Below are 25,855 nucleotides of genomic sequence, written 5' to 3'. Positions count from 1 at the left end.
TATCGGCGGAAGATAAATCGTCAATCGCCGCCGCACCAAGGAATTTTCATTCGAGCAATTCCAGGAAAAGTGCGTAGCGGTTTTCCGTCCGGAATTGCGTAAAAACAAACAACTAGCCGCGGACCAGCCAGACGATGCCGACGCCGACGCCGATTGCAACCAAACCGCCGATCCGCAGCACATTTTCCGGCATCGACAGCACTTCCGTCGCGAGTTTCCGGGCCAGAGCCGGAAACCCGCCATAGACCAGGCCCTCGATGACGAGGACCAGGCCGATTGCCGCGAGAAAATCCTGCACCGCCCTACTGGGCGGTGCCGGGTTGCGTCGCAGACGCGGCAGGTGCCGTCGCAGGCGCGGCAGGTGCCGACTGTTGCCCAGCCGGTTGCCCTGGCACAGGCTTGCTGTCCGGGTCGCGGAAGTAGCGGAAGAACTCGGACTCGGGCGACAACACCATGGTGGTTCCGGTGTTGTCCAACGCCGTGCCGTAAGCATTCATCGAGCGATAGAAATCGAAGAAGGCCGGGTCCCTCTTGTAGGCGTCAGCGAAGGTGGCGCTGCGTTGCGCCTCGCCTTCACCGCGCAGGATTTCCGACTCCTTCTGCGCCTCGGCAATGATCTCGACGACCTCGCGGTCGGCCCTGGCCCTGATGCGCTGCGCCGCCTCGTTGCCGCGCGCCCTCAGCCGCTCGGCTTCCGCCAGGCGTTCGGCCTTCATGCGGTCATAGGTCTGCTGTGAGACTTCCGCGGTCAGATCCGTCCGGCGAATGCGCACATCCTCGATGTCGAGGCCGAGCGATGTCGCATCCGGACGCAGTTGGTCGCGCACCTCGCGCATCATGACGCCACGTTCTTCGGAAAGCGCCGCCTCGAAGTCGCGCAGACCGTAAACGCGGCGCAGCGCTGCATCGAGGCGCGTCTTCAGCCGCGCTTCGGCGAGTTCCACCTGGCCCGACACGGCCGCGCGGAAGGTCCGCGGATCCGAAATGCGATAGGCGATGAAGGCGTCGACCTCGTAGAACTTGCCGCCGGAGACCTGGACGCGGATGTTGTCGAGATCGAAGCGCATCACCTTTTTCTCGATCGTCTGAACGCTGTCGGCATCGAAGAAGGCGAATGGCGCCTTGAAGTAGATGCCCGGCTCGGTCTTGACGTCGATGATCTCGCCGAATCTCAGCACGATGGCCTGCTCGCCCGCCTTGACGACGAACACCGACGAATAGAGCAGGAACAGAAGGACGGCCGCGATGACGGCGATGATGGGAAGACGATTGGCCATCACTGGTTACCTCCCAGCGCCGGCGCCGGCGGCGCCTTCGGCTGCAGTGCCGGCAGCGGCAGATAGGGAAGCACGCCCTGCCCGTTTCCTTGCTCGACGACGACCTTGTTCGAGTCCTTCAGGATCCTCTCCATCGTTTCCAGGTAAAGGCGCTTGCGCGTCACGTCGGGCGCCTTGGCGTATTCGTTGTAGACGGAGATGAAGCGCTGCGCTTCACCTTCGGCTTCCTGCACGACCCGGTTCTTGTAGGCGGCCGCGTCCTCGCGGACCTGAGCCGCCGCGCCGCGCGCCTGGCCGAGCTTCTGGTTGGAATATTGGTTGGCCTGCTCGACGAACTTGTCCTCGTCCTGCTCGGCCCGCTGCACCTCGTCGAAGGCGTCGGCGACCTCGCGCGGCGGTGCTGCGTCCTCGATGGAGATCGCATTGACTTGCAGACCGGTCTTGTAGCCATCGAGCGTGTTCTGGACGATCTCACGCACCGAAGTGGCGATACCCTGGCGATCGTCGCGGAAAATATCCTGCGCCGGGCGCCGGCCGACGACTTCGCGCATGGCGCTTTCGGCCACCTGCGTCAGCATGCCGTCGGGATCGGAGACATCGAACAGATAGGCCCTTGGATCGGAAACCTGATAGGCGACCGAAAACTGCACATTGACGATGTTCTGGTCGCCGGAGAGCATCAGTCCGGAACCGCTGCTCGATCCGCCACCAATGCTGACGAGTTGCTCGGAGATCTTGGCCGTCTCGACCGTTTCGATCGGCCACCAGTGGAAATGCAGGCCGGGCTGCGAGAGCTCCTCTTTCGGCTTGCCGAAGCGCAGTTCGACAGCGACTTCGTCAGGCTGCACGGTGTAGATCGCCTTGAAGGCCCAAAGCACGACGAGCGCCAGCGCGATCAGCCCTAAGACCGCCGGACTGGTGCCGCCGCCTCCCGGAAGAGCACGCCGCAACCTGTCCTGGCCGCGGCGGATGATGTCTTCTAGGTCGGGAGGCGACCCCTGCGGGCCACTCGGCCCCCTCGGTCCCTGGCCCCAGGGTCCCTGATTGCCGCCGCCGCCCCATGGGCCGCCGCCACCGCTCTTGTCGTTCCAGGGCATGAATGTCCTTTCGCTTCGGTTCCCTCAGGCCTTGCGGCGCGATCCTAGCGCATGACCCCGAAAACCGGTACCGGTTTTCGGAAAGGAATCACGCGCCAAATCAAAGTTTTACAGCGGCCTTTTGCGCATCCGGTTAGACGCGCGGCGCTGTAATATGTCGTTCTTCTATAGGGACGCCGTGACGCGCTTTCAACGCGGCCTGCCGCCCGCGTCGTCCGATTTGGCCCGGCAGCGACCCTTTGTCGTGGTCACCGACCGTCGCCCCGTCGCTCGTAGACGGTATAGCGCGTCTCGTGGCTGTCCTTTTCGCCTGCCGGAAAATCCTCGGAACGGACGATCCGCCAGATAGCCGGATCGATCGGCGGGAAATGAGCGTCGCCATCGACTTTGGCCAGCACATGCGTGATATGGAGGCGGTCGGCAAGCGGCAAGGCCTGGGCGTAGATCTCGCCACCGCCGACCACGCAGACCTCCTCGGCGCCCGCCATGCAGCGGCCGCGCACCTTGGCCAGCGTGATCGCTTCGTCGAGCGAATGCGCCACCTCGATGCCGTCGGCGCGCCAGGTCTTGTCTCGCGTCACCACGATGTTCAGCCTGCCGGGCAGCGGCCGGCCGATGCCCTCATAGGTCTTGCGGCCCATGATGATCGGCTTGCCCATCGTGTCGGCCTTGAAGCGCTTGAGGTCGCTGGAAAGCCGCCAAGGCAGTCCGCCTTCGCGTCCGATCACGCCGTTCTCGGCGATGGCAACGTAAATCGCGATGTCCATCAGCCGCCGTTCCCGCCATTGTCCGACGGCTCGAGCAGCAGGATGTCGATGTCGTGCTCGGGATAAAAGTCCTTGGCCGTCATCTCGAACGTCGTCGGGGCGACCTTGCGGACATTGTCGCCACAGAAGGAAACCAGATTTTTGGCACTGCCCTTGTCGATGGTGAGCTTGAAATTGCCGATACTGCCCGACGCCCAGTTGCCGCCCGTGGTCAGGATATAAGCGATGCGGCTTTCGAAATATTTCGGATAACCGTCGGGATTTTCCTTCGCCGCCTTGCGCACCGCGTTCTCGAACGCGTCGTCCATGCAGTAGCGGGTCTTGTAGGTGCCGTATTGCCCCTGGAACTTGCCTTCATAATAGAAGCTGACCGAAGACGTGCCGCCGACGCTCGGCTTGTAGCGGTGCGAGACATGGACCGCCTTGTTGGCCGGGAAGGTCGAGCGCCACCAATAGGTCGAGCGCAATTGCCAGAACGGCGCGTAGGCGGTTTGCATGCCCGAGCCGTCATCGGCGGTGTCCTCGATGATGATGCCTCGGTTCTCCCAATCCTCGCCAACGGCCTTGGGCAGCTTCGCAAGCGCCGCCTTGGCGGCGTCGCCGAACGGATAGAGCGGCACGTTCTGCGCCTTAAGGTCGGCGGTGATATCGATGCCCAGCGCGAACGCCTTCTGCTCGAGCTGCGGCTTCGCGTCGACGCCGTCGATCGTCACCTCGAAACCGAGGAAATTGTCGCTCTGCGCTTCCGGGATCGCCGGCATCTCGTTCGGATCGCCCTCGATGTCGGGCATCGGGAACGCAACGATGGCGCTGACGTCCTTGTCGGTGTTGTTGCGGAAGACATAGTCGACCGTCACCTTTTCAGGCGAGATGAAGAGGTCCTCGCTTTCCATGGCGACAGCGTCGCTGCGTGACAGGATCAGCCCGCCGGTGCCGAGTTCGGCGACGGAATCGTTGGCGAAGGCAGGCGCGGCCAACAATGCCAGCGCTGCGGTGAGGATAGTGCGTAACATGGATCCCCCTCTCGACGGCAATACCGGACCAGCCGTCCTCTCATCTACCCGTTTCAATGTGGCGTTTCAAAGCCTTTGCGTTCGCGCGCGAATGCCCATGCCTGTCTGGACACCGGCTGCCCGATCGGGCAGGAGAAGCGCCCATGCGCAAGCTTCTCGTCATCGGCATCGGTGCCGGCAATCCCGAACACATGACCATTCAGGCCATCAACGGCCTGAACCGCGCCGACGTGCTGTTCATTCCCGACAAGGGCGTGAGCAAGAGCGACCTCGCGGAGCTCCGCCGACAGATCTGCGACCGCTTCGTCACCAACCTGAAATCGCGCCGGGTCGAGTTCGATGTGCCGGTGCGGGCCGAACCCACATCGTCCTATCGCGTGACGGTCGACGACTGGCACGAGGCTATTGCCGAAATTTATGAGGGGCTGATCCGCGACGAGCTCGCCGAAGACGGCTGCGGCGCCTTTCTGATCTGGGGTGACCCTTCGCTTTATGACAGTGCGCTGCGCATCCTCGAGCGCGTGCGCCAACGGGGCAATGTCGGTTTCGAGCTGGAGGTCATTCCAGGCATCACCGCCATCCAGGCGCTTGCCGCGAGCCACACGACCGCGCTCAACCGCATCGGCGATTCGATCCTCGTCACCACCGGCCGCCGCCTCACCGAGGAAGGCCTGCCCGCCAATGCCGGCTCGACGGTGGTCATGCTCGACGGCAAATGCGCCTTCAACACGCTGGCCGACAGGGATGTCTTCATCCAGTGGGGCGCCTATCTCGGCACGCCGGACGAAATCATTGTCTCCGGCCGACTCGGCGATGTCGGCGCCGAGATCGAGAAGGTCCGCGAGGAAGCCCGGCGGAAAAAGGGCTGGATCATGGATACCTATCTGCTGCGCAAGCCCGGCGAGCCGGAGGAATAGGTCAGCGGATCGGCACTCAGCCTGCGTCGATCTCCGCCTGTAGGGCCTGCATGTGGACAGCGGCAGCTGAGGCGGCGGCGCGTTCTATGGCCCGGAAGCGGCTGACGACGGCGAGGCCGACCGCGGTCAATTGCGCGCCACCACCTTTCCTGCCGCCGGTCTGCGCCGCGACCAGCGGCTTGCCGAACACGCGGTTCATGTCCTCGACGAGGTCCCAGGCATGCTTGTAGGACATCTCCATACCGCGCGCCGCGGCCGAGATCGAGCCGAAGGCGGCGATCTGCTCGAGAAGCTCGATCTTGCCGGGACCTATACGCCCCTCGGGGTCGAGATTTATCCGCAGGCTCAGCGATGGCATCTCTTATCCTTTGCAGTCACGCCCCAGACTAACCCTTTTGCAGCCAAATCGCTATTCCAATTGAACATAGCGGTATGTTCTTCATTATCCATCGGCCTCGATCGGCAACCCCGGACCCGTCGTCGTAGCGTCGAAGCTGACCGTCTTGATCACCGCGAAGACCTTGCGGCCGAGCGCAAGGCGCAGGCTTTGTTTCGACAGTTCGGTGATGCGCGCCAGCACGGTCGCGCCATTGCAATCGATGGCGATTTCCACAGTTGGCCCTATGCCCGGCCTGACCGCGGCGATCGTCCCTGCCAGTATGTTGAGCGCGCTGAAGCCCGCCGGCTGCTCGGTCGCGATCATCACGTCGCGGGCCCGGATGCGGAGCCGCACCGGAGCTCCGGCCGGCCGAGCAATGCGCGGTATGCGGATCTCGCCGGCCGGCGAGCCGAGCACCGTCATGCCGAAAGCCTCGTCGTGACGCAGCACCCTGGTGTCCAGCACCGCGCCGCCCTCGCCGCGCTCTTCCGCCGGCAAGAGATCCAGCCGCTGCATGATCGCATCGGTCTGACCGAAAGCCGCGACCTTGCCTTGCGACAGCACCACCACGTCGCTCGCCAGCCGCGCCACCTCGGCGATCGAATGGCTGACATAGGCGATCGGGATCTTCGTCTCGTCGCGCAGCCGCTCGATATAGGGCAGGATCTCGGCCTTGCGTGCCTCGTCGAGCGAGGCGAGCGGCTCGTCCATCAGCAAGAGTTTCGGGCTGGCAAGCAGGGCACGGCCAATCGCCACGCGCTGCTTTTCGCCACCGGACAGTTTCGCCGGGCGCCGATCGAGCAGGTGGCCGATGCCGAGCAGGTCGACCACCGCATCCATATTGGCATAGCGCTCGGAAGACGGGGTGAACCAGCGGCCATAGCGCAAATTGCCGGCAACGCTCATATGCGGGAAGAGTCGAGCATCCTGGAAAACCATGCCGATCCGCCGCTTATGCATCGGCACGAAGCTGCCGGCGGCGGTGTCGACCAGCACGCGGCCATCGACGGCGATGCGCCCCTTCTGCGGCCGGATCAGCCCCGCGATCAAGTTGATCAGTGTCGACTTGCCGGAGCCCGACGGCCCGAACAGCGCCGTCAGCCGGCCGGCGCTCTCGAAATTCGCTTCGACGGCGAAATCGCCGAGGCGATGGCTGATGTCGACCGAGAGCGTCATTCGATGTCCATCCGCCGGCCGACCCGCCGCGCCAGGACCTCCGAGGCCACCAGCGCGACCATGGAAATGACGACCGAGATCAGCGTCAGTCTCAGCGCCCCCTCGTCGCCGCCCGGTACCTGGGTGAAGGTGTAGATCGCCGAGGGCAGCGTCTGCGTCTCATTGGGGATGTTGGAGACGAAGGTGATGGTGGCGCCGAACTCGCCCATCGCCTTGGCGAAGGAGAGGATCGCCCCCGCGATCAGGCCGGGCAGGATCAGCGGCAGTGTGATGGTGCCAAACACCCAGAGCGGATTGGCGCCGAGCGTGCCGGCGGCGGCCTCCATCTTGCGGTCGACGGCCTCGATCGACAGCCTTATTGCCCGCACCATCAGCGGAAAACCCATGACACCGCATGCGAGCGCCGCACCCGTCCAGCGGAACGAAAAGACGATGCCGAAATGTTCGGCAAGAAAGGCGCCGGCCGGCCCGCGCCGGCCGAAGGTGAGCAAGAGCAGATAGCCGGTCACCACCGGCGGCAGGATCAGCGGCAGATGCACCAGGCCGTTGAGCAGGGTCTTGCCCCAGAAGCGGCCACGCGCGAGCAGGAGCGCGATCAAGATACCGGGCGGCAAGCTCACGAGCATCGCCACCATCGCCACCTTGATCGACAGCCGGACCGCATTCCATTCATCGGGAGTGAGGTCCAGCAGCCAATTCATATGCGGTGTAAGGTCTTTCTCAGTTGCTCGGCGCGAGCACCGTAAAACCCTGTTCCTTGAAGAGCGCCGCGGCCTTGGCCGACTCGACGCACTTCAGGAAGGCAGCCGTATCCTTGTCCTTCGAATCCGCCGTCTGGGCAATCGGGTAGATGATTGGCGGATGCGAATCCTCGGGGAAGGTTCCGACAATCTTCACACCCTTCTCGGCATGCGCGTCGGTGGCGTAGACGATGCCGAGCGCGGCCTCGCCCGTCGACACCAGCTTCAGCGCGGCGCGGACGTTCTCGGCCTGCGCGACCTTGCCTTCGACCGAGGACCAGACACCTAGCGATTCCAGCGCCGCCTTGCCGTATTTGCCGGCCGGCACCGCCTTGACATCGCCGATGGCGAGCCTGCCGTCGCCGACGAGCTTGGCGAGGTCGAAGCCTTTTTCGACCTTGGCCTCGACCGTGGAATCCTTCGGCGCCACCAGCACGATCTGGTTGCCGAGCAGCTTCACTTCGGTGTCCGGCTTGGTCAGCTTCTTGTCGGAGACATATTTCATCCAGTCGAGGTCGGCCGAGACGAAGACATCGGCCGGCGCGCCGCCCTCGATCTGCTTGGCCAGCGCCGAGCTTGCCGCGTAGGAAATGATCGCCGCTTCGCCGACTTCGGGCTCGCAGGCCTTGTTGACCGCATCGAGCGCGTCCTTGAGGCTCGCCGCGGCGAACACGATCACCTTGTCGTCGGCGTGAGCCGCAGGTACCGCCGCCATCAACAGCGCCGTCAGACCGCCGACGGCGATCGCCTTGAACCCAAAGCCCTTGCCCGTCATGAAACCTCTCCCTGTTTGAAATGCGTTCGGCCCAATGCCTCTGATCGATATATCCGCATGAACATAACAAGGGAAGGCTTTTTACCTTCAGCACCATTGTATGGCGGGGTCTTCCCAGCCTACGATGAAGCCCATCCTATACAGCGAAGGCCAGGAAGAGGCAGATGAAGATCAGCGCCCGCAATAGTCTCAAGGGTAAGGTCACGGACATCGTGAAGGGAGCGACCACCTCGCATGTCAGGATCGACATCGGCGGCGGCGTCATCGTTACCGCTTCGATCACCAATGAAGCGGTTGCCGATCTTAAGCTGGAAAAAGGCAAGCAGGCCTATGCCGTGATCAAGGCCTCCGACGTCATGGTCGGCGTCGATTGACTCCGCAGTCCAAGTGTGGCGCCAGAGGTGTGTTGAGATTCAGGTCAGGCCAAGTCGGAGTCGAAGACGGGCGCGAAGCGACCAAACTGTGTGGATTCCGAGAACCGGAGCGGAGCGTACTTTAAGTACGTGAGCACCGGCCTACGCCGGCCGTAGCCTCAGTTTAACTGCCCCGCCGCTCATAAGTGCTTCGGCCGGCGAAGGCCGGAAGCGCAGGAAGCCGCCGTTTGCAGGCCGGCATCACCTGAATATCAACACACCTCAGACGGCGATCGGCGCCTTGATGCTGGCATCCGCAAAATAGTTCTCGAGGCGGAAATCCTCGAAGCGGAAGGCGAAAAGATCCTTCACCTCCGGATTGATCCACATCGTCGGCAACGCCTTCGGCGTGCGCCGCATCTGCTCGCGCGCCTGCTCGAAATGGTTCGAATAAAGATGCGCGTCGCCAAGCGTGTGCACGAAGTCACCGGGCTTCAGCCCGGTCACCTGCGCCACCATCATGGTCAGCAGAGCGTAGGAGGCGATGTTGAACGGCACGCCGAGGAAGATATCGGCCGAGCGCTGGTAGAGCTGGCAGGAGAGCCGGCCTTCCGAGACGTAGAACTGGAACAGGCAGTGGCAGGGCGGCAGCGCCATCGCTTCCACTTCTGCCGGGTTCCAGGCCGACACGATCAGCCGGCGCGAATTGGGATTCTTGCGTATCTCCTTGAGAAGACCCGCGATCTGATCGATCTCGCCGCCATGCCCATCCGGCCATGAACGCCATTGCTTGCCGTAGACAGGGCCGAGATCGCCGTTCTCGTCGGCCCATTCGTCCCAGATGGTGACGCCGTTGTCGTTGAGATATTTGATGTTGGTGTCGCCGGCCAGGAACCACAGAAGCTCGTGGATGATCGACTTCAGATGCAGCTTCTTGGTGGTGGTGACAGGGAAGCCGCGCGAAAGGTCGAAGCGCATCTGGTAGCCGAACACCGAGCGCGTGCCGGTGCCGGTGCGGTCGCCGCGGTCGGCGCCGTTCTCCAGCACATGCTTCAACAGGTCGAGATATTGGCGCATCGGCTCTGCCTCGATTCGGGATCTGCCCAATGATAACGCATGCACGCGCCGCCGCCACGCTTGTCTGAAGTCTTTTCCTCTTCTTGGTAGGAGAGCGGAGACCTTTTCAGAATTCGCTCTGGCGGGTCGAATAGCGTGGTTTTCGAGAAACCGGAGCAGAGCGTACTTAAAGTACGTGAGCACCGGCCTACGCCGGCCGTAGCCTTAACTGCACTGCGACTCATGAGTGCTTCGGCCGGCGAAGGCCGGAAGCGCAGAAAACCGCGCTAGTCGGCCGCCGGAGTAGAATTATCAAAAAGTCTCTCAGAGGGAGCCGAGTTTGCCCAGATCCTTCGCCACCAGATAGTAGAAGGTCACGCGGCTCTTGGTGTTGTCGGCGGCCATCGCCTTGCAGACTTTCTCGATCGAGGTATCGGCCTTTTTGGCGTCGGCGACGCCGAGCTTCTTGGCCGCCCAGTTCTCCCGGACGCGCTCGAGCTCCTTCGGGTCCGTGCAGGACACCAGCGAGGAATCGCGGTTCCTGAGCGCGATGCCCAGATGCTTGACGATCTTCTCGACCGCGTCGGCGCTGGCGCCGGCATCGTATTTCTTCACATCCGCAAGATAGTCGGCCATCAAACTTCCCCTCGTCGGCGCCACGACTCCGCTCGATGAGGTTTGTGGCGCGCCGCGCAACCTTGCGCTAGGTCAGAGATTCCTCACCGCCGGCGGAGCTTCGATTGACTAAGCGCGCGAGTCAACCCTCGGCTGTCGAGTTTGGCGCAAGGGACAAGTGCCGGTTTGGCCTTTCATTTTCCATGATCGGTCCCTATATTCGCTTCGTCGGCTTGACCGACTATGGCGATAAACAGGCGATGAAATAAGCCGTTCGGACCCGGGGGCGGTACCCGGCGCCTCCACCAAAAACCGCTCTGGATGACGGAGCGGCTTTTGCTGGGGGCGAAATAGGATCGACGAAGGTGTAAAGATCGTACTTTTGCCCGGCATTGTACCACCGTCATCGGGCTAAACTTATAGTTGCCAACGACAACTATGCGGAAGCTCGTCTCGCTGCTTAATGCAGTGCGAACGCTTCAAATCAAGCCCTAGAGGTTCGCACTTCTAGGCGGGGTTCGGAGGTACCTGGCAACAGAAACCTCCACCTTCTCCCCTCTTTGCTCCATTCCCAATTCAACCGAACGGCCAAGGCTCGTCCGGCGCAGATGCGCCGCCGTGCTCTCGCCGCCCGTCATCCATGGGCAAATCATGCAAAACGATTCCGGCCGATTCTTCGTGCTGACCGGTGGTCCCGGCTCCGGCAAGACCACGCTGATCGAAGCGCTGAAAGCAGCAGGCTTCGCGACGGCGCCGGAGGCGGGACGCGGCATCATCCGCGATCAGATGGCGATCGGCGGCCCGGCCCTTCCCTGGCGGGACCGGGCGCTTTTTGCCGAGCTGATGCTGTCCTGGGAGCTGCGCTCCTGGCATGCGGCGCATGCCGAGCCCGGTCCCGTCTTCTTCGACCGCGGCGTGCCCGACACGATCGGCTATCTCAGGCTCTGCGGCCTGCCGGTGCCCGATCACATAAAAAGCACCGCAACCAAATTCCGCTATGCGCGCCGCGTCTTCATCGCTCCGCCCTGGGCGGAGATCTTCACGCAGGACGAAGAGCGCAGGCAGACACTCGACGAAGCCGAGCGTACCTTCCAATCGGTGGCCAGCGCCTATGCCGAACTCGGCTACGAACTGGTGACCTTGCCGCTTGCGCCGGTCGAGGAGCGTGTGCGCTTCGTCCTCGATGCAGCCGGCCTGACGCGGGCATGAAAAAGGCCGGGCTTGCCCGGCCTTTCCCGATCCTTTTGCGGGTCCTTATTCCGCGGGCGCTTCCACCGCTTCCCGCGCACGGCCGAGCGTGACCTTGGCCAGCGTGAACGAAATCACCGCGCAAAGCGTGATGCCGGCAACCATCGGCAGCGGTGTGCCATCGAAGAAGATGCCGGCGACGCCCATCGCCAGCGCGCCGATGGCGAAATGCAGCGTGCCCATCAGCGCCGAAGCGGTGCCGGCGATCTCGCCATGCTCTTCCATGGCCAGCACCGACGTGGTCGGGATGACCAGGCCTAGGAAGCCGTAGCCGACGAAGAGCAGCGCCGCCATCACGTCGAGCCGGTCGACGCCCGAGGCCATGATTGCGAACAGCGCCACCATCACCGTGGCGTAGCCGGTGACCGCCACCCAGACGACACGCTTCAAACCAAAACGATCCGCCAGCATTCCGGTCAACTGCGACATGCCGATGAAGGCGACCGCATTGATCGAGAAGAACACGCTGTAGACGGACGGCGACAGGCCATAATGGTCGATCAGGATGAAGGACGAGCTCGACAGATAGACGAAGAAGCTCGCAATGCCGAAGCCGGCGATCGCCGTCAGGCCGAGGAAGTTGCGATCGCCCATGAGGTAGCGGTAGCCGGCCAGCGCCGTGCCGAAGGACGAGTTGGCGCGCTCCTCCACCGACCGCGTCTCTTTCAGCGAGGTGGCGAGCAGGATGGTGGCTAAAGCCGCGGCGCCCGTCACCGTCCAGAACACGGCGCGCCAGCCAAAGCTCTCGATGATCTGGCTGCCGGTGAGCGGCGCAAGGATCGGCGACACCGAGAACACCAGCATCAGAAGCGACATCAGCTTGGCGGCCTCGTTGCCGGTGTGCAGGTCGCGCACGATAGCGCGCGGAATGGCCATGCCCGCGCTGGCGCCGAGCCCCTGCAGGAAGCGGAAGGCGATCAGCCACTCGATATTGGGCGCCATGGCCGAACCGACGCCGCCGACCATGAACAGCCCGAGGCCGGCATAAAGCGGCAGCTTGCGCCCGACCATGTCGGAGATCGGGCCGACGACGATCTGGCCGAAGCCCATCGATAGGAAGAAGATCAAGAGGCTCATCTGCACGGCGGCGGTGCCGGCATTGAGATCCTGACCGATCGAAGGCAGCGCGGGAAGATACATATCGATGGCGAACGGGCCGATTGCGGACAACAAGCCGAGCACGACCGCGATGCGGAGGAATTTGGGACTCATGATAGGGCTTCTTTCGGATCTGGTTGCCGCCGTGGTCCGGCGTCTACCCAAGGACGTTCCATCCTGCGGAAATCCGACATCCGAGAGCGAATTCCTTCGTCTCTTGAGAGCGAACCTGCTCGTCTCTACAGCGAATTTATTCGTCTCCCAGGGAGCGGACTTGCCTTTGTTGTGTCCACAAATTTAGACAGGCTTGTCCAATTCGTCAATCACCGCTATATAGATTTTTATGAAGCCCGGCGTTTCTCCTGACACTTTCCCGCCACGCAGCCATGAGGCCAAGCGCATATCGGTAGTCGAGGCTGCCGCTTCGGTTTTCTGTCGGGAGGGTTACGCCGGCGCCAATATCGACCTGATCGCGGCCGAGGCCGGCGTTTCGCGCCAGACGGTCTACAATCATCACGGCGACAAGGAAAAGCTCTTCATGGCCGTCGTGCGCGACCTGACGGAGCGCTGCAATGCCGGCATCTTCGCCACCATCGCCACCTTCCCCGACCAGCCCGCCGATCTCGAATCCGATCTTGTCGCTTTTGCCGTGCGCATGAACCGCAACTGCATCTGCAACCGCGACGGCCGCTTCCTGCGCAAACTGATCCAGGCCGAAGGCGAGCGCTATCCCGAGCTTTTTGCCGAATGGCGCGAACAGGGGCCGGGCCGCACCTGGTCGGCGCTTGCCGCCCGCTTCGCGCGGCTTGCCTATGCCGGGCACCTGTCGATCGACGATCCGGACGTGGCGGCGCGACAGTTCTTCGCTCTCGTCAATGCCGAGCTTCAAATCACCTTCATGCTCGGCGGCACGCCCACCGAGGAGGAGGTCCTGCGCTCGGCCACCAACGGCGTGCGCACCTTTCTCCGCGCGTTCGGCTCGCGGAAAGCCGCATCCGTCAAGCAGGCCGTCCTCGCCCACGCCTGAGCCATCAAATCGCCGCCACCCCTCTTGGCCTCAGCGTTAGGCGCCTATATGCGGTTTACGCCGCGCTCAAGCTTGATTACAGCTATGCGGACGATTCAACGGAACCCGACCGTCACATGGCCGACGACCACATCCGCTACGACATTCTGGCCCAGGAGGCATTGCGCGGCGTCATGCGCAAGGTCCTGGCCGAAGTCGCGCGCACCGGCCTTCCGGGTAACCACCATTTCTTCATCACCTTCCTGACCGGCGCGCCAGGCGTGCGCATTTCCTCGCGGCTGCGCGAGCGTTATCCGGAGCAGATGACCATCGTCATCCAGTTCCAGTACTGGGATCTGAAGGTCACGGATGCCGGTTTCGAGGTGGGGCTCTCCTTCTCCGACGTGCCTGAAAAGCTCGAGATCCCCTTCTCCGCCGTCCGCGGTTTCTACGATCCTTCGGTGAATTTCGAACTCGAATTCGACGTCAAGGCGGAAGGCGCGGCGGAAGATGACGATGCCGCGCCGGCGCTGGCGCCGGAGCCGATTGCGGTCGTGGCCGAAAAGAAACCGGAATCGAAGAAAAAGTCCCCTGAGGCCGAGAAGAAGCCGGCTGTCGCCGACAGTGGCGGCAAGAGCGCCGACGTCGTTTCGCTCGACGCTTTCCGCAAGAAGTGAATCGGGAAATGGGCGAGGTCGTCAATCTCCGCCAGGCCCGCAAGCAGAAAGCGCGCATCGAGAAGGAACGCCTGGCCGGCGAGAACCGGGCATTCCACGGTCGTTCCAAGGCCGAGCGCGAGCGTGACCGGCTGACGTCCGGCAGGACCGAAAAATTCATGGACGGCCATCGCCGCGAAAAGCCCGGCGATCCGGACCGGCACTGAGCACCTCCGATGGCCGCAGTCGAAAAACGCTCGGTGACGATCCGCGGCCACCGCACCAGTTTCTCCCTGGAGCAACCCTTCTACGATGACCTCCTCTCGATCGCGGCGGAGCGCTCGCAGTCGCTGGCGGCTCTCGTCGCCGAGATCGACGAGACGCGGACGCGAGACGCAAATCTCTCCTCTGCGCTGAGACTTTACGTGCTCGCCTGGGCAAAGCGCGGCAAGACGGCCTGAAGCGAATAGCCAGCTAGGCAGGATCGCTGGCGCTTTGCTCAGCTTTCCGCCTGGCGCCGAAGCTAAGCAAGGCGGAGCGGTCGCGTTCCTCCGCCTGCTTTTTCGACCGCACCCGCATCAAATCTTTCCAGCCGATATAGCCGACCAGCCGATCATCCTCGCGCGAGACGACCGGCAGATGCGAGACGTTGGCGAGCAGCAGCTTGTCGGACAGTCCTTCCAGATATTCGTCGGGATAGGTTTCGGGACAAAGACATGCGTAAAATCAAAGACCTAAAGCGCACCGAGCGAATCTGGAGGATCGCGATGCGCTTTAGGCCCTGAGCCTTCGTAGGAGTTGAGCTTTGGCGGGAAAGGCTCATAAGTCGTGGAATGACGCAGCCGAAGAAATCCCGCCCCGCCATCAGCCAGGCCGATTACCAGCGGCTGTCCGAGTTCCGTTACCTGATCCGCCGCTTTCTGGAATTCAGCCAGCTCCAGGCGAACGAGGCGGGCTTGACCCCGCGCCAGCACCAGGCGCTGCTGGCGATCAAGGGTTACCCCGGCGGCGGGCCGGTGGCGGTCGGCGATCTGGCGGAGCGGTTGCGCATCCGCCACCACAGCGCCGTCGAACTGGTGAACCGCCTCGCCGAGGCCGGATTGGTCACAAGGGACCAGGACAAGGCCGACCACCGGCGCGTTCTGCTGCAGGTTACGCCACTCGCTGACGATCGCCTGGCCGAATTGTCGGCCGCTCACCTCGACGAGCTTTCGCGGATCGAGCCTATGCTGCGGCGCCTGCTTTCGCGGCAGGAGCCGGTTTGAGTGCTGACCCATAGTGCCAAACTCGCGGCGTCCTGACCGGACGAGCCTCAGCCGCCGTCCAGCGACTTCAGGAGATTGTCGATCGTGAACGGATTGGTCTTTGGTTTCGCCGGCTCTGAAGCGGAACCGTCGTTGACGCCGGGAAGCGACCGGTCGACCTTTGGCGCCTGCTCAGCCGCCTTGCGTTGGGCTTCCAGCTTCGCCTGCTCGGCCTTCCTGCGCTCCGCCTCGGCCCGCGCTTTGGCCGCCTTGTCGGCCGCCTGTTGCTCCGCCCTGGCCTTCGCTTCGGCTTCAGCCTGCGCCTCGGCCTCGGCTTGAGCCTTGGCGTCGGCCTCAGCCTTGGCCCTGGCATCCGCCTCTGCTTTAGCGCGCGCATCCGCCTCGGCCTGGGCCTGGGCCTGGGCCTTGGCGTCGGCCTCTGCCTTGGCCCTCGCCTCTTCTTCCGCCTTGGCTTCCGCTTCCGCCTTTGCCTGCGCCTCCGCCTCGGCTTTCGCCCTGGCCTCGGCTTCGGCTTTCTGCCGCGCTTCTTCCTCTTGCCGGCGCAATTCCTCGGCAGCGCGGTCGCGCTCGGTCTGAAGCGCCGCGTAATAACGCACCTCGCGGCGCAGCCTCTGCTTCTCGAGCAGTGCCGCCTGCATCGCCTCGACCCGCTGCTGTTCCTTCTCCAGCGCGCGCTGGGTCAGGAACTGGGCCAGCGGCTCGCTGTCGAACTGGCGCGTCGTCGCGCCGACAGGGCCGGCGAGGCTGAAGTTTACAGCCGGCGCGGAGCCGACCAGCGCCTCGTCGCCGGGACGATAAGTGATCGCCCCCTTTGCCGTGACGGTGCTTGTGTTGACGTCGGCGGTCACATCGGCCGTCAGCACCGCCGCCGGATTGTCGAGGCTGAGCGGCGGCGCCCGCAGCGTGCCATTGGCAACGGTGAAGGCAATATCGCTGTCACCCGCCGCGAAACTGCCCTCCCCGGCGATCCCAGGCGCGAAGCCGGCGGTCTTGGCAGCGTCGATGTCGCGCCCGATTGCGTCGGCCCTGGCGATGATGGCGGCAAAGGCGTCTGGATTGATGCCGGCGATATCCAAACCTTTCACCGCCGCGGTGCCGGACCCGGACAGAGCGGCAATCATCGCGTCGACCGACTTGCCGCTGGTCGACAGCGCCGCCGAAATATCGCCGCTGCCGCTGACGCCCGAACCAGGCAGCACCGCGGAAAGATCGCTGCCCGCCAGCTTCAACTGACCTGAAAACAGGCCCGTGCCTTCCGTGTTCTTGAGCTCGAACAGGCCGGTCAGCGCGCCGCCATAGAGCTTGGCCTTGAGGTCCGAGACATGGATGCCTTCCCGGTCGAGCTTCAGCGACAGGGCCGCGTCATGCGCGGTGGCGAACGGTCCGGCGGCAAGCGCCGCCGCGTTGAGGTCGAGATCGGCGCTGAACGGCAGGGTCGACTTCTGGCTGAACGGCAACGCCGGCCAGCCACCGCCTTTCGCTGCGAGGAAAGACTGATCGCCGAACAGCGACACAGCCAACGGTTCGAGATCGAGCTCATCGAGCGCCAGCGCGCCGGCGAGATGCGGCAGCCCATCTTTCATGTCGACATTGACGTCGCCGGACACCGCGGCCTTGTTGATCGCGCCGGCGAGCCCGCTCAGCACCAGCAGCCCGTTGCCGAAATCGGCGTCGGCGGCAAGCGATGCCGACGTGCCGGTGCCCATGCCCGGCAACCCGACGCCTGTCGTCATCAGCCACGGTTCGATATCGGCCGCGTCGAGGTTGACCTTGCCCTTGGCGATCGCGCCCTGCTGCGTCTCGGCGACGGTCCCGTCAAAGCTCGCCCTGAAATCGTCGGCCGTGAGATTGAAACTGGTCGCCAGACCGCCGCCGAGCGAGCCTTTTGCCGAGAGATCGGTAGTCGCCTGTCCAAGCATGCCGAGCGGCAATGCCGGCAGGCCGTAAAGCGCAAGCAGAGTGGCGGCGTTTTCGTTCCTGGCGTTGAAGGTGAGCGACATAGGTGCATCGATAAGCCGGTCCGCGGTGCCCTTGCCCGAGAGCGAGGCCGAAAAGGCGGAGCCGCCGGCCTTGCCTTGCGCCGAAAGCGCGAGCCCGGTGGTGCCGTCGCCATTGTCGGCGGCACTCGTCACCAGGTCGATACGCGCGTCCTGGAACAGTTCGGGATAAGCGGCTGCACGGGTGGCCAGGCCCTTCAGAAGCTGATTGTCCGGATAATGCTGCGCCGCGACGTCGATGAGTGGCTTCAGATCCACGCCCACGACCGAAGCGTCGAGCTTGCCGGTCGGGCTCTCCGGAAAGTCCTTGACGCGGCCGGTGGCGCTTATCGAGGCGCCGGCAAGCCCGCCGACCGAAAGTCGATCGATCTCGAGCAGGCCCTGCCGCAGCCGCAACGCCGTATCTACGGTGTCGGCCGTCAGCCCGCCGGCGCTGACCGGACCCGCCTTGATCTGGAAATCGAGGTCGCGGTCGGAGAAGCGGTTGGCGCCCTTGTCGCTGACGAAGATCGAGGCAAAGGCCGCCAGCCCGTCGACGTCGAGCTCACCGCCTTCGAGCCGCATCAGCACCGAGGGCCTCGCGCCGTCGGGCTGACTGGAATCGATGCTGCCGGAAAACTTCGCCTTGCCGAGGATCAGCTCGAGATCGCTGAAGGACTGCCGGTTCTCGCTGAGATCGACCTTGGCCTTGAAACCCGCCGCCGGCAGCCGGCGGATCGCGTCGTCGACATCCTTCGACAGCCAGGCGGCGAAACCGGATGGCTGTCCGACGGCAAGCAGCAAGGAGCCGGTGAAGCCGAAATGGTCCTCGACGCTCAGCATGCCGTCGGCTTCGAGTGTCGCCCGGCCCGGCAGCGTCGCGGCAAGCGATTTCACCGACCAGCCGCCCTCGACCGGCTCCGCCGAGAGCCGCACGTCGCGCACCGTCGTGTCGCCCGCCACCACCGCCGGCAGCCTGACTTCGACTGTGCCCGGTATCGTCGGCTTCGGCATGTGCAGCAACGTCTGCTCGAACGCCGCGATGCGCTGATCGAGCGTCAGCCCGGTGCCCGCGGATGCGCCCACCGCCTCGTCGAACTGCACCTGCGCGCCGCTCGCCTCGATCGAGAAATGCGGCTTGAGGCCGAGATCGACCGATGCCTTGCCGTCAGCGGTATAGGGATTGTCGAGCGGCCCTGTCTCGAAACGGAATTCGTCGACGCCGAGCTTCTGGTGGTCGAGCGCGAATTTGCCGTTCAGCCGGAAGCCGGGATCGGACTTGCCGGCGCTGACCTTCGCAGGCTTGCCGTCGATGCCCCGCAGTTCCGCCGAGTTCCTGTCAGCGCCATTCTTGTCGGAGGCCGAAACCTTGAACTGGCCGGAATAGACCGCAGCACCCTTGACGATGCCGGCATTGCCGTCGGTCTCCACCACTAGCGGATAGGCATCCGGGTCTGCCTTCAGCCTGAGCCGCATCTGGCCGTCCGCCTCCACCTTGCCGGTGGAGGCGGAGACTTCCGTGCTCAATCCGTCGAAGCGCAGCGTGCCGTCCATCCGCCACGGGCCGGCGAGCGATTTGGCCGAAACGGTCGAGTTGATTTCGGAGATAAAATGGCTGCGCCCGCCGGCGGCATGGCGCAATTCGATCTGCCCTTCGGTCACCGTCAGCTTCTCGATCGCGATCTGGTTCGGATCGAAGGGCGTCGATGGCCGGATCGCCCAGTCGACCGTGCCGTCGCCGGCGACGTCGATGGTTGCCTTCGGATGGACCAGCCGCATGTCGAAGATCAGCAACTCACCGCGCAGGAAAGGTGCGAGCTCGGCATCCATGGAGAAGGTCTCCATCGTCATTGCCGGCTGGCCGCCAGGGCCGCCGGCGACCTCGACATTGGAGAAGGTCACCGAAGGGAACGGCAGCAGCCGCGCGGTCGCATCGCCTTTCACCGTCACCTTGCGGCCGAGGATGGTGCTCGCCTCGCGCTCGAAATCGGCGCGGTAGCCGGTCCAGTCGATGAAATACGGCACCACCAGCGCCGCGCACAGCACCAGCACGAACAGTCCACCGAAGATCACGAACAGGCGAGCGAGCATCTGCTCCAGAGCGTAGGATTAAAGTCAGCCGCACTCTACCCGCATCCGCGTGTCGATAAAGAGGCAATTCGCCGATGTCGGCGGGCGATCGAGGCAGCGTCTGCGGTTGCGCGGCCGCTCGCGATCGCGATATCTTTTTGGACTGCACTCTGCCTCAGGTGGCCACGCCCCCGGCCGCGATCATCCGAACCAACCAGCGAACGTGGAGCATTCCCGATGTCAGGCAAGAACTGGGACAGGGTGCCGATCGACGCACAGAGCGTCGATGCTCCGCTGTCGCTCGCCGCGGTTTTCCTCGTCGTCACGGTCGGCAATGACAAGGCGGCCCTCTCCAAGGTGGCCGCCGTGCTGGGCGCGCTTGACGATCTCGTCAAGAATGTCGGCTTCCGCGACCTGTCCGGCCGGTTGTCATGCATCGCCGGCATCGGCGCCGATCTCTGGGCACGTCTTTCCCTGGACCGGCGACCGCGCGAACTGAAAGCCTTTGCACCCGTCAAGGGACCGGTCCATTCGGCGCCGTCCACGCCGGGCGACCTCCTCTTCCATATCCGCGCTGAACGCTCCGATATGTGCTTCGAGTTCGAGCGCATCCTGCTGGATAGCCTGGGCGGCAGCGTCACGGTCGTCGACGAGGTCACCGGCTTCCGCTATTTCGACGCGCGCGACCTGCTCGGCTTTGTCGACGGCACCGCCAATCCGACCGGCCTCGATTTGCCCGCATCAGCCCTTGTCGGCGACGAGGATGCCGACTTCGCCGGCGGCAGCTATGTCGTCGTCCAGAAATACCTGCACGATCTCGGCGCCTGGGCGGAAACGCCGACGCACCTCCAGGAAGAGATCATCGGCCGCACCAAGATCGACAACATCGAGATCGATGACGACGACAAGCCGCGCAAGTCGCACAAATCGCTGGCCACCATCGAGGACGACGCCGGCAACGAATACGACATTTTGCGTGATAACATGCCGTTCGGCCGGCCGGGACAGAAAGAGTTCGGAACCTACTTTATCGGCTACACGCGCTATCTGTGGGTGATCGAAAAGATGCTGCAGCGCATGTATGTCGGCGAGCCGCCGGGCGCCTACGACCGGCTGCTCGACTTCTCCACGCCACACACCGGCACGACCTTCTTCGCGCCGACCCGGCCTATGCTGCAGAAGCTTGCCGAGGGGGTGCCGGAATAGCGTCTGGCGACCGGATCACCCTGCCGGCAAAATCTTGCCCGGGTTCATGATGTTCAGCGGATCGAGCGCCTGCTTGATGGTGCGCATCACGTCGACGCTGTGGCCGAGCTCGTGGCGCAGGAAGCCGACCTTGCCCTGGCCGATGCCATGCTCGCCGGTGCAGGTTCCTTCCATGGCGATCGCGCGCATGTTGAGCCTGGCGACGAATTTTTCCGCCAGCTCGATCTCTTGCGGGTTGTCGACATCCATCAGCACCAGCACGTGGAAATTGCCGTCGCCGGCATGGCCGACGATGGGTGCTATCAGCCCCATTTCGGCGATGTCGGCCTCGGTTTCGGTGACGCATTCGGCGAGCCGCGAGATCGGCACGCAGACATCGGTCGAAAGCCCCTTGGCGCCGGGACGCAGCGTCAGCGACGACCAGTAGGCGTCGTGCCGCGCCTTCCAGAGCTTCGTCCGCTCCTCGGTGACGCTGGTCCACAGGAACGGTCCCCCGCCCTGCTCCTCGGCTATCACGCCGAACATCTCGGCCTGTTCGGCCACACCGGCGTCGCTGCCGTGGAATTCGACGAACAGGCACGGGCTCTCGGGATAGTCGAGCTTCGAATAATTTTTCATCGCCCGCATCTGCAGCGCATTGACCAGTTCGATGCGCGCCACCGGAATGCCCATCTGGATGGTCGCTATCACCGTGTTGCAGGCCGCCTCCAGGCTCGGGAACGGGCAGACGCCGCCGGAGATCGCCTGCGGAATGCCCTGCAGTCGGAGCGTCAGCGCGGTGATGATGCCGAGCGTGCCTTCCGAGCCCACCAGCAGCCGGGTCAGGTCATAACCGGCCGAGCTTTTCTTCGCCCGCTTGCCGGTTGTCACCGCCTCGCCATCGGCCATGACCGCGGTCAGCGACAGCACATTCTCCCGCATCGTGCCGTAGCGTACCGCGTTGGTGCCGGAGGCGCGTGTCGCCGCCATGCCGCCCAGCGATGCGTTGGCACCCGGATCGATCGGGAAGAACAGGCCGGTGTCGCGCAAATGCCGGTTGAGGTCCTCGCGCGTCACGCCGGGCTCGACCGTGCAGTCGAGGTCCTGCGGGTTGACCGAAAGGATGCGGTTCATCCGCGAGGTGTCGATCGAGATGCCGCCGCCCGGCGCATTGGTGTGGCCTTCCAGTGAGGAGCCGACGCCGAAGGCGATCACCGGCACGCGGTGCGCCGCACAGGCGCGCACGATCTCCTGCACCTCCGGCGTGGTTTCCGCGAAGACCACGCCGTCCGGCGCCTGGGTCGGGATATAGGTCGTGGTGTGCGCATGCTGGCCGCGGATCGCCTCGCCGGTCTGGAAACGCTCGCCGAACCGCTGCTTGAGGATGCCCAGCACCGCGGCGATGCCTTCCTCGTTGCGCTCGACGGGATTGAGGTCGCTCAAAGCCATGAATTCCTCCGCGAATGGACCAGCGGCCACTCTTGCCATGCAGCTATGGATGATGCCTAAAGCAATTCCAGGAAAAGTGTGAAGCGGTTTTCCGTCCGGAATTGCGCCGGAACAAAGAGAACCTCACCAGCCACGCCCTGTCCAGCGACGATCGAGGAAAACCAGATGACGATGCCCGCGCCGATCATTTCCAAGCCGATGGCGATCGAGAAGGATTGGATCGACTATAACGGCCATCTCAATATGGCCTACTACAACGTGCTGTTCGACCGCTGCTCTGACGAGGCCTTCGAATTGATGGGCATGGGGCCGAACTATGCCAAGGAGCGCCGCCTCACCATCTACACGGCCGAAGTCCATGTCTGCTATGTGCAGGAGCTGCATCTCGACCATAAGGTGAAGGTCTCGTTCCAGATCATCGACCATGACGAGAAGCGGCTCAGGGTCTACCAGGAAATCCGTCATGTCGATGGCTGGCTCGCCGCAACGTCCGAATCGCTGTCGCTGCATGTCGACATGGCCGGACCGAAGGTCGCTCCCTTCCCGGCCGATGTGATGGCGCAGGTTGAAGCCATGCGCGCCGCCCACGCCGCGCTGCCGATGCCGGAGCGCGCCGGGCGCTCGATCGGCATCAAACGCAAGAGCGCTTGAAAACCCGCGCGCCCGCGTTAACCTTACCAAGGTTTTAACGTGAACAAGTCACTTGAGTCCGTTGAACGACTCAGTGGCGCGTTCGAAAACCGCCATACCGGGTTATGCGCGGGCGGCAGGCGGAATGCGGTGCGAGGACAGTGCATGAAAACCGACATCAAGGTCGAAGTGGAGCGGTTGGCGGCCGATCCACGCATCACCGACTATGATTTCTGGCGATCGCTGAAGAACGTCAACAACGAGATCTTTCACATCGCCAACAACAACGAGCCTATCCCCTTCGACATGATCCGCTGGCGCGCGATTCTCAAGCAGGCGCGCATGAAGCGGGGGCATGCATAAGCAATTCCAGGAAAAGTGCGCAGCGGTTTTCCGTCCGGGATTGCGCAAAAACAATGCCGAGCCCTCAGCGCTCCCTTAAACCGCCAAGCGGCGAGCGCGACTCCACCGGCGACGACTGGATGATGGCGGTGTTGGTCATCGCATAGGGAATGATCCTGTCGATCACCCGTTCCAGTTCGGCCACCGAGCCGACATGCGCCAGCGCGATGAAGCAATCTTCACCGGTCACCCGGTCGCATTGCGAAATTTCCGGCAGGTCGCGGATGATCCCGGCCACGACGGCAAGCTGCCCGGGCACCGGCCTGATCCGCAGCCATGCCGACAGCTTCAGGCCGAGCGCCGCCGGATCGATCCTCACCGTATAGGCCTCGATCACGCCGTTCTCCTGCAGCTTGCGGATGCGTTCGGCCACGCTCGGCGCCGACAGCCCGACGGCGCGCGCCAGTTCCGCCGTGCTGGTGCGCGCATCCTTTTCCAGCAGCCGCAGGATCTTCAGGTCGGCGGCATCCAGATCTGCATTTTCATTTCGAAGGCGTTTCAAAGGAATTATCTTTCTTCAGAAAGTTGAGGGCCTTCGAAGCCGTCAATCGCCCATATAAATCGCCGAATTCGCCTGCGATAATGATCCCATGAATTCCGAAGCGCAAGCCCGCACAACAGACCAGGCCGCTGGCGACACCGACGCTGCGCGCCCTGCCCTCGCCGGACTGGCCAAGGCGCTGCCGCCGCATGTCTGGTTCTGCGTCAGCGCGATTTTCCACTATCTCGGGCCGGCCTTCGCCGTGCTGCTGTTCGCTCAGGTCGGCGTGCTCGGCATGGCCTGGCTGCGCATCGCCACGGCCGCGCTCATCTTCGCGCCGCTCACCAGGCCATGGACGGTCTTCGCCCGCGCCGACCGCTCGGCCCGCCTGCTTCTGTTGGGCTTCGGCGCCTGTCTGGCGGTGATGAACTGCGCGTTCTATCTGGCCCTCGACCGGCTGCCGATCTCGCTGGTCGCCGCGATCGAATTCGTCGGGACCATCGGCGTCGCGCTCGTCGGCCTTAGAAGCCGGCGCAACGTCGCAGCGCTGGCCATCGCCGTCGCCGGCACCTTGCTGCTGATCGACATCAAATGGTCCAGCGATCCGATCGGTCTGTTCTGGGCTTTTTTGAACGGTGCCTTGTTCGTCGGCTACATCGTGCTCGGCCACCGCATCGCCCAGACCGGCATCGGCATTGCCGGCCTCGGCACCGCCATGGCGATCGCCTTCCTCGTCGTGCTGCCTATCGGCTTCGGCGAAGCATTGCCGGCCTTCTTGTCGCCCCAGCTTTTGATCGCCGCCGTCGGCGTCGGCATCTGCTCCTCGGTCATTCCCTACATCTGCGACCAGCTCGCCATGGCGCGGCTGCCGCGCGCCAGCTTCGCGCTGATGCTCTCGCTCTTGCCGCTTACCGCGACGCTGATCGGCGTCATCGTCCTGCAGCAGATACCGAGCCTAACGGACGCCCTTGGCATTGCGCTAGTGATCGCCGGTGTCGCTTTACACAAGCCGGCGCAGGAGTGATCCGCCAACGTTGCGTTGAGGTGTGTTGAGATTCAGGTCAGGCCAGTTTCTCTTTTAGAAACGCGACTGTCCGCCCCCAGGCGAGATCGGCCGCCTTCTTGTCATAGCGGGCGGCCGAGGTGTCGTTGTTGAAGGCGTGGTTGACGCCGTCATAGACATAGACAGTGTATTCGACATGCGCGGCGTCGAGCGCCTCCTTGTAGGCATCGATGCCGGCGTCGATGCGCTCGTCCAGCCCGGCATAGTGCAGAAGCAATGCGGCCTTGATCTTCGGCACGTCCTCGGCTTTCGGCTGCATGCCGTAATAGGCAACGCCGGCGCTGAGGTCCGGCGCATTGACGGCGAGCGTGTTCACAGTGCCGCCGCCCCAGCAGAAGCCGACCGCGCCGACCTTGCCGTTGCCGTCTTGGTAAGCCTTGAGGTACGCGACTGTGGCGACGCCGTCGGCCGCGACTTGGCTGGCGTCGAGCTTGGCGAATAGGTCGCGCGCCTTGTCCTCGTCGGCGGGCGTGCCGCCGAGCGGCGACAGGAAATCGGGCGCCAGCGCGACAAAACCTTCCAGCGCCACGCGCCGCGCGACATCGCGGATATGCGGGTTGAGCCCCCGGTTCTCATGGACGACGATGACGGTTCCCGCCTTGCCGGATTGACCTGCCGGCTTGACCAGATAGCCCTTCATCTCTCCGCCGCTGCCGGGATAGGTGATGTCCCCGCCTTTCACGCGCGGGTCGTCCTCGGCGACGACCGCCGCCTTGGCCGAATTCGCCGCCAGCATCGGCGCGATCGCCGCGGCCGCCGCGCCCGATCCGGCGAGCCTGGTCAGCTGCTCCATGAAGCGCCGCCGGTCGAGGGTAAGATGCGTGTATTGGTCATAGGCATCGATCATCGCCTGGGTGATGGCGGGCTTGGCGACAGGTTCGGTCATGGTTCTCCCTCGAGGTCCGGCTAGGTTGATGCGCAAGATAGGGTTGAAGTACGCATGGTCCAGTCACGGGCTGATTGTACTGAGAATATCGATATTATTCTCACTTTTGCATTACCGTACACATTCCGGAAACCATGCTCCCAGCCACGCAGGGCTCGCACGGATGCAATTAACCACCCATTATAGGTTGCACCACAGGTTGTAGGCCGAATTTATCGGTATCCGCGTTGGGGGCGGCTGCCTTTTATCGCCTGTGTCAAACCCCTCGCCTGCAT

Annotated in this window: 29 protein-coding genes and 1 other RNA gene; 13 read left to right on the top strand and 17 right to left on the bottom strand. The window is 63.7% G+C overall.

The genetic code is table 11. From position 1 onward, the window contains the following. Positions 1-112: 112 nt before the first annotated feature. The 5 genes from AC4FWB_RS17705 to AC4FWB_RS17685 form a co-directional block, all read right to left on the bottom strand. Positions 113-298 carry a DUF2065 domain-containing protein gene (locus AC4FWB_RS17705; protein WP_491027561.1) on the bottom strand — a complete coding sequence of 62 codons (186 nt, stop codon included), beginning with the start codon at positions 296-298 and terminating at the stop codon, positions 113-115. Between the two features lie 4 nt (positions 299-302). After that, the gene (hflC, locus tag AC4FWB_RS17700) at positions 303-1,277 is read right to left on the bottom strand and encodes a protease modulator HflC (RefSeq protein ID WP_491027560.1); all 975 of its coding nucleotides are present in this window, start codon (positions 1,275-1,277) and stop codon (positions 303-305) included. Continuing rightward, positions 1,277-2,374: an FtsH protease activity modulator HflK gene (hflK, locus tag AC4FWB_RS17695; protein WP_491027559.1), complete on the bottom strand. Its 1,098-nt coding sequence runs from the start codon at positions 2,372-2,374 to the stop codon at positions 1,277-1,279. The genes hflC and hflK overlap by 1 nt, the downstream gene beginning before the upstream one ends. 248 nt (positions 2,375-2,622) lie before the next feature. Beyond that, entirely contained in the window at positions 2,623-3,141 is a 519-nt protein-coding gene (locus AC4FWB_RS17690) for a dihydrofolate reductase (RefSeq protein ID WP_491027558.1), read from the bottom strand. Next, a complete protein-coding gene (locus AC4FWB_RS17685; RefSeq protein ID WP_491027557.1) occupies positions 3,141-4,154 on the bottom strand; it encodes a DUF4424 domain-containing protein in 1,014 nt (337 codons plus the stop codon). Before AC4FWB_RS17685 ends, AC4FWB_RS17690 begins: the two co-directional genes overlap by 1 nt. A 143-nt stretch (positions 4,155-4,297) precedes the next feature. Here AC4FWB_RS17685 and cobF point away from each other — a divergent pair, with 143 nt between their 5' ends. Then, on the top strand, positions 4,298-5,071 hold the full coding sequence (gene cobF / locus AC4FWB_RS17680; RefSeq protein ID WP_491027556.1) for a precorrin-6A synthase (deacetylating): 774 nt from the start codon (positions 4,298-4,300) through the stop codon (positions 5,069-5,071). A 16-nt stretch (positions 5,072-5,087) separates the two neighbouring features. Here cobF and AC4FWB_RS17675 read toward each other — a convergent pair whose 3' ends face one another. The 4 genes from AC4FWB_RS17675 to modA form a co-directional block, all read right to left on the bottom strand. Then, positions 5,088-5,429 (bottom strand): winged helix-turn-helix domain-containing protein, encoded by a 342-nt coding sequence (locus tag AC4FWB_RS17675; protein WP_059185318.1) that lies wholly within the window; start codon positions 5,427-5,429, stop codon positions 5,088-5,090. 84 nt (positions 5,430-5,513) lie between these two features. After that, entirely contained in the window at positions 5,514-6,626 is a 1,113-nt protein-coding gene (gene modC, locus AC4FWB_RS17670) for a molybdenum ABC transporter ATP-binding protein (protein WP_491027555.1), read from the bottom strand. Beyond that, positions 6,623-7,327: a molybdate ABC transporter permease subunit gene (gene modB, locus AC4FWB_RS17665; protein ID WP_491027554.1), complete on the bottom strand. Its 705-nt coding sequence runs from the start codon at positions 7,325-7,327 to the stop codon at positions 6,623-6,625. Before modB ends, modC begins: the two co-directional genes overlap by 4 nt. Positions 7,328-7,346: 19 nt before the next feature. After that, positions 7,347-8,141 carry a molybdate ABC transporter substrate-binding protein gene (modA, locus tag AC4FWB_RS17660; protein ID WP_491027553.1) on the bottom strand — a complete coding sequence of 265 codons (795 nt, stop codon included), beginning with the start codon at positions 8,139-8,141 and terminating at the stop codon, positions 7,347-7,349. Between the two features lie 164 nt (positions 8,142-8,305). Between modA and AC4FWB_RS17655 the strand changes: the two genes are divergently transcribed. Next, positions 8,306-8,515, top strand: coding sequence for a TOBE domain-containing protein (locus AC4FWB_RS17655; protein WP_491027552.1), 210 nt, complete (start codon positions 8,306-8,308; stop codon positions 8,513-8,515). A 261-nt stretch (positions 8,516-8,776) separates the two neighbouring features. Here the strand turns inward: AC4FWB_RS17655 and AC4FWB_RS17650 are convergent, their stop codons facing one another. Next, positions 8,777-9,571 carry a thymidylate synthase gene (locus tag AC4FWB_RS17650; protein ID WP_491027551.1) on the bottom strand — a complete coding sequence of 265 codons (795 nt, stop codon included), beginning with the start codon at positions 9,569-9,571 and terminating at the stop codon, positions 8,777-8,779. 303 nt (positions 9,572-9,874) lie between these two features. Then, positions 9,875-10,186 carry a DUF2853 family protein gene (locus AC4FWB_RS17645; protein WP_491027550.1) on the bottom strand — a complete coding sequence of 104 codons (312 nt, stop codon included), beginning with the start codon at positions 10,184-10,186 and terminating at the stop codon, positions 9,875-9,877. 167 nt (positions 10,187-10,353) lie between these two features. On the opposite strand from AC4FWB_RS17645, the gene ssrA reads away from it, so the two are divergent. Together ssrA and AC4FWB_RS17635 are read left to right on the top strand one after the other, a co-directional pair. Next, positions 10,354-10,714: a transfer-messenger RNA gene (ssrA, locus tag AC4FWB_RS17640) on the top strand. 102 nt (positions 10,715-10,816) lie between these two features. Beyond that, positions 10,817-11,374: an AAA family ATPase gene (locus AC4FWB_RS17635; RefSeq protein WP_491027549.1), complete on the top strand. Its 558-nt coding sequence runs from the start codon at positions 10,817-10,819 to the stop codon at positions 11,372-11,374. A gap of 45 nt (positions 11,375-11,419) precedes the next feature. On the opposite strand, the gene AC4FWB_RS17630 is transcribed toward AC4FWB_RS17635, so the two are convergent. Further along, positions 11,420-12,625 (bottom strand): multidrug effflux MFS transporter, encoded by a 1,206-nt coding sequence (locus AC4FWB_RS17630; RefSeq protein WP_491027548.1) that lies wholly within the window; start codon positions 12,623-12,625, stop codon positions 11,420-11,422. A 229-nt stretch (positions 12,626-12,854) separates the two neighbouring features. On the opposite strand from AC4FWB_RS17630, the gene AC4FWB_RS17625 reads away from it, so the two are divergent. The 4 genes from AC4FWB_RS17625 (at position 12,855) to AC4FWB_RS17610 (ending at position 14,634) form a co-directional block, all read left to right on the top strand. Further along, positions 12,855-13,538 carry a TetR/AcrR family transcriptional regulator gene (locus AC4FWB_RS17625; protein WP_491027547.1) on the top strand — a complete coding sequence of 228 codons (684 nt, stop codon included), beginning with the start codon at positions 12,855-12,857 and terminating at the stop codon, positions 13,536-13,538. 116 nt (positions 13,539-13,654) lie between these two features. Then, positions 13,655-14,194 carry a ClpXP protease specificity-enhancing factor SspB gene (locus AC4FWB_RS17620; RefSeq protein ID WP_491027546.1) on the top strand — a complete coding sequence of 180 codons (540 nt, stop codon included), beginning with the start codon at positions 13,655-13,657 and terminating at the stop codon, positions 14,192-14,194. Between the two features lie 8 nt (positions 14,195-14,202). Continuing rightward, a complete protein-coding gene (locus AC4FWB_RS17615; protein WP_491027545.1) occupies positions 14,203-14,400 on the top strand; it encodes a DUF4169 family protein in 198 nt (65 codons plus the stop codon). Positions 14,401-14,409: 9 nt separating this feature from the next. Then, positions 14,410-14,634 carry a ribbon-helix-helix domain-containing protein gene (locus tag AC4FWB_RS17610; protein WP_491027544.1) on the top strand — a complete coding sequence of 75 codons (225 nt, stop codon included), beginning with the start codon at positions 14,410-14,412 and terminating at the stop codon, positions 14,632-14,634. Positions 14,635-14,647: 13 nt separating this feature from the next. Here the strand turns inward: AC4FWB_RS17610 and AC4FWB_RS17605 are convergent, their stop codons facing one another. Then, positions 14,648-14,833, bottom strand: a complete 186-nt coding sequence (locus tag AC4FWB_RS17605) for a CBS domain-containing protein (protein WP_491027606.1) — start codon at positions 14,831-14,833, stop codon at positions 14,648-14,650. A 173-nt stretch (positions 14,834-15,006) separates the two neighbouring features. Here AC4FWB_RS17605 and AC4FWB_RS17600 point away from each other — a divergent pair, with 173 nt between their 5' ends. Next, the gene (locus AC4FWB_RS17600) at positions 15,007-15,438 is read left to right on the top strand and encodes a MarR family winged helix-turn-helix transcriptional regulator (RefSeq protein ID WP_491027543.1); all 432 of its coding nucleotides are present in this window, start codon (positions 15,007-15,009) and stop codon (positions 15,436-15,438) included. A gap of 47 nt (positions 15,439-15,485) precedes the next feature. Here the strand turns inward: AC4FWB_RS17600 and AC4FWB_RS17595 are convergent, their stop codons facing one another. Next, positions 15,486-19,505 (bottom strand): AsmA family protein, encoded by a 4,020-nt coding sequence (locus AC4FWB_RS17595; RefSeq protein ID WP_491027542.1) that lies wholly within the window; start codon positions 19,503-19,505, stop codon positions 15,486-15,488. Positions 19,506-19,721: 216 nt separating this feature from the next. On the opposite strand from AC4FWB_RS17595, the gene AC4FWB_RS17590 reads away from it, so the two are divergent. Continuing rightward, a complete protein-coding gene (locus AC4FWB_RS17590; protein ID WP_491027541.1) occupies positions 19,722-20,690 on the top strand; it encodes a Dyp-type peroxidase in 969 nt (322 codons plus the stop codon). Positions 20,691-20,705: 15 nt separating this feature from the next. Here AC4FWB_RS17590 and AC4FWB_RS17585 read toward each other — a convergent pair whose 3' ends face one another. Next, positions 20,706-22,118: an FAD-binding oxidoreductase gene (locus tag AC4FWB_RS17585; protein WP_491027540.1), complete on the bottom strand. Its 1,413-nt coding sequence runs from the start codon at positions 22,116-22,118 to the stop codon at positions 20,706-20,708. Positions 22,119-22,283: 165 nt separating this feature from the next. Between AC4FWB_RS17585 and AC4FWB_RS17580 the strand changes: the two genes are divergently transcribed. Next, entirely contained in the window at positions 22,284-22,769 is a 486-nt protein-coding gene (locus AC4FWB_RS17580) for a thioesterase family protein (RefSeq protein WP_491027539.1), read from the top strand. A gap of 144 nt (positions 22,770-22,913) precedes the next feature. Beyond that, entirely contained in the window at positions 22,914-23,111 is a 198-nt protein-coding gene (locus AC4FWB_RS17575) for a hypothetical protein (protein ID WP_027168755.1), read from the top strand. Positions 23,112-23,175: 64 nt separating this feature from the next. Here AC4FWB_RS17575 and AC4FWB_RS17570 read toward each other — a convergent pair whose 3' ends face one another. Further along, a complete protein-coding gene (locus AC4FWB_RS17570) occupies positions 23,176-23,652 on the bottom strand; it encodes an Lrp/AsnC family transcriptional regulator (protein ID WP_491027538.1) in 477 nt (158 codons plus the stop codon). Between the two features lie 88 nt (positions 23,653-23,740). On the opposite strand from AC4FWB_RS17570, the gene AC4FWB_RS17565 reads away from it, so the two are divergent. Then, positions 23,741-24,655, top strand: a complete 915-nt coding sequence (locus AC4FWB_RS17565) for an EamA family transporter (RefSeq protein WP_491027537.1) — start codon at positions 23,741-23,743, stop codon at positions 24,653-24,655. A 37-nt stretch (positions 24,656-24,692) separates the two neighbouring features. Here the strand turns inward: AC4FWB_RS17565 and AC4FWB_RS17560 are convergent, their stop codons facing one another. Continuing rightward, positions 24,693-25,580 carry a dienelactone hydrolase family protein gene (locus AC4FWB_RS17560; RefSeq protein WP_491027536.1) on the bottom strand — a complete coding sequence of 296 codons (888 nt, stop codon included), beginning with the start codon at positions 25,578-25,580 and terminating at the stop codon, positions 24,693-24,695. Positions 25,581-25,855: the final 275 nt, after the last annotated feature.

It is taken from the genome of Mesorhizobium sp. LEGMi-168a (genome assembly GCF_058312955.1).
Note: the sequence above shows the minus strand (reverse complement) of the source record. Positions and strands in the feature narration are given on the sequence as shown.

Bases quoted from the DNA above. Each gene is read 5' to 3' on its own strand.
- hflK (WP_491027559.1), bottom strand. From the start codon at position 2,374: ATGCCCTGGAACGACAAGAGCGGTGGCGGCGGCCCATGGGGCGGCGGC.
- cobF (WP_491027556.1), top strand. From the start codon at position 4,298: ATGCGCAAGCTTCTCGTCATCGGCATCGGTGCCGGCAATCCCGAACAC.
- AC4FWB_RS17610 (WP_491027544.1), top strand. From the start codon at position 14,410: ATGGCCGCAGTCGAAAAACGCTCGGTGACGATCCGCGGCCACCGCACC.
- AC4FWB_RS17600 (WP_491027543.1), top strand. From the start codon at position 15,007: ATGACGCAGCCGAAGAAATCCCGCCCCGCCATCAGCCAGGCCGATTAC.
- AC4FWB_RS17580 (WP_491027539.1), top strand. From the start codon at position 22,284: ATGACGATGCCCGCGCCGATCATTTCCAAGCCGATGGCGATCGAGAAG.
- AC4FWB_RS17560 (WP_491027536.1), bottom strand. From the start codon at position 25,580: ATGACCGAACCTGTCGCCAAGCCCGCCATCACCCAGGCGATGATCGAT.
- AC4FWB_RS17650 (WP_491027551.1), bottom strand. From the start codon at position 9,571: ATGCGCCAATATCTCGACCTGTTGAAGCATGTGCTGGAGAACGGCGCC.
- AC4FWB_RS17590 (WP_491027541.1), top strand. From the start codon at position 19,722: ATGTCAGGCAAGAACTGGGACAGGGTGCCGATCGACGCACAGAGCGTC.
- AC4FWB_RS17620 (WP_491027546.1), top strand. From the start codon at position 13,655: ATGGCCGACGACCACATCCGCTACGACATTCTGGCCCAGGAGGCATTG.
- AC4FWB_RS17690 (WP_491027558.1), bottom strand. From the start codon at position 3,141: ATGGACATCGCGATTTACGTTGCCATCGCCGAGAACGGCGTGATCGGA.
- AC4FWB_RS17630 (WP_491027548.1), bottom strand. From the start codon at position 12,625: ATGAGTCCCAAATTCCTCCGCATCGCGGTCGTGCTCGGCTTGTTGTCC.
- hflC (WP_491027560.1), bottom strand. From the start codon at position 1,277: ATGGCCAATCGTCTTCCCATCATCGCCGTCATCGCGGCCGTCCTTCTG.
- AC4FWB_RS17685 (WP_491027557.1), bottom strand. From the start codon at position 4,154: ATGTTACGCACTATCCTCACCGCAGCGCTGGCATTGTTGGCCGCGCCT.
- AC4FWB_RS17565 (WP_491027537.1), top strand. From the start codon at position 23,741: ATGAATTCCGAAGCGCAAGCCCGCACAACAGACCAGGCCGCTGGCGAC.
- AC4FWB_RS17585 (WP_491027540.1), bottom strand. From the start codon at position 22,118: ATGGCTTTGAGCGACCTCAATCCCGTCGAGCGCAACGAGGAAGGCATC.
- AC4FWB_RS17675 (WP_059185318.1), bottom strand. From the start codon at position 5,429: ATGCCATCGCTGAGCCTGCGGATAAATCTCGACCCCGAGGGGCGTATA.
- modA (WP_491027553.1), bottom strand. From the start codon at position 8,141: ATGACGGGCAAGGGCTTTGGGTTCAAGGCGATCGCCGTCGGCGGTCTG.
- AC4FWB_RS17625 (WP_491027547.1), top strand. From the start codon at position 12,855: ATGAAGCCCGGCGTTTCTCCTGACACTTTCCCGCCACGCAGCCATGAG.
- modC (WP_491027555.1), bottom strand. From the start codon at position 6,626: ATGACGCTCTCGGTCGACATCAGCCATCGCCTCGGCGATTTCGCCGTC.
- AC4FWB_RS17645 (WP_491027550.1), bottom strand. From the start codon at position 10,186: ATGGCCGACTATCTTGCGGATGTGAAGAAATACGATGCCGGCGCCAGC.
- AC4FWB_RS17595 (WP_491027542.1), bottom strand. From the start codon at position 19,505: ATGCTCGCTCGCCTGTTCGTGATCTTCGGTGGACTGTTCGTGCTGGTG.
- AC4FWB_RS17655 (WP_491027552.1), top strand. From the start codon at position 8,306: ATGAAGATCAGCGCCCGCAATAGTCTCAAGGGTAAGGTCACGGACATC.
- modB (WP_491027554.1), bottom strand. From the start codon at position 7,327: ATGAATTGGCTGCTGGACCTCACTCCCGATGAATGGAATGCGGTCCGG.
- AC4FWB_RS17635 (WP_491027549.1), top strand. From the start codon at position 10,817: ATGCAAAACGATTCCGGCCGATTCTTCGTGCTGACCGGTGGTCCCGGC.
- AC4FWB_RS17615 (WP_491027545.1), top strand. From the start codon at position 14,203: ATGGGCGAGGTCGTCAATCTCCGCCAGGCCCGCAAGCAGAAAGCGCGC.
- AC4FWB_RS17575 (WP_027168755.1), top strand. From the start codon at position 22,914: ATGAAAACCGACATCAAGGTCGAAGTGGAGCGGTTGGCGGCCGATCCA.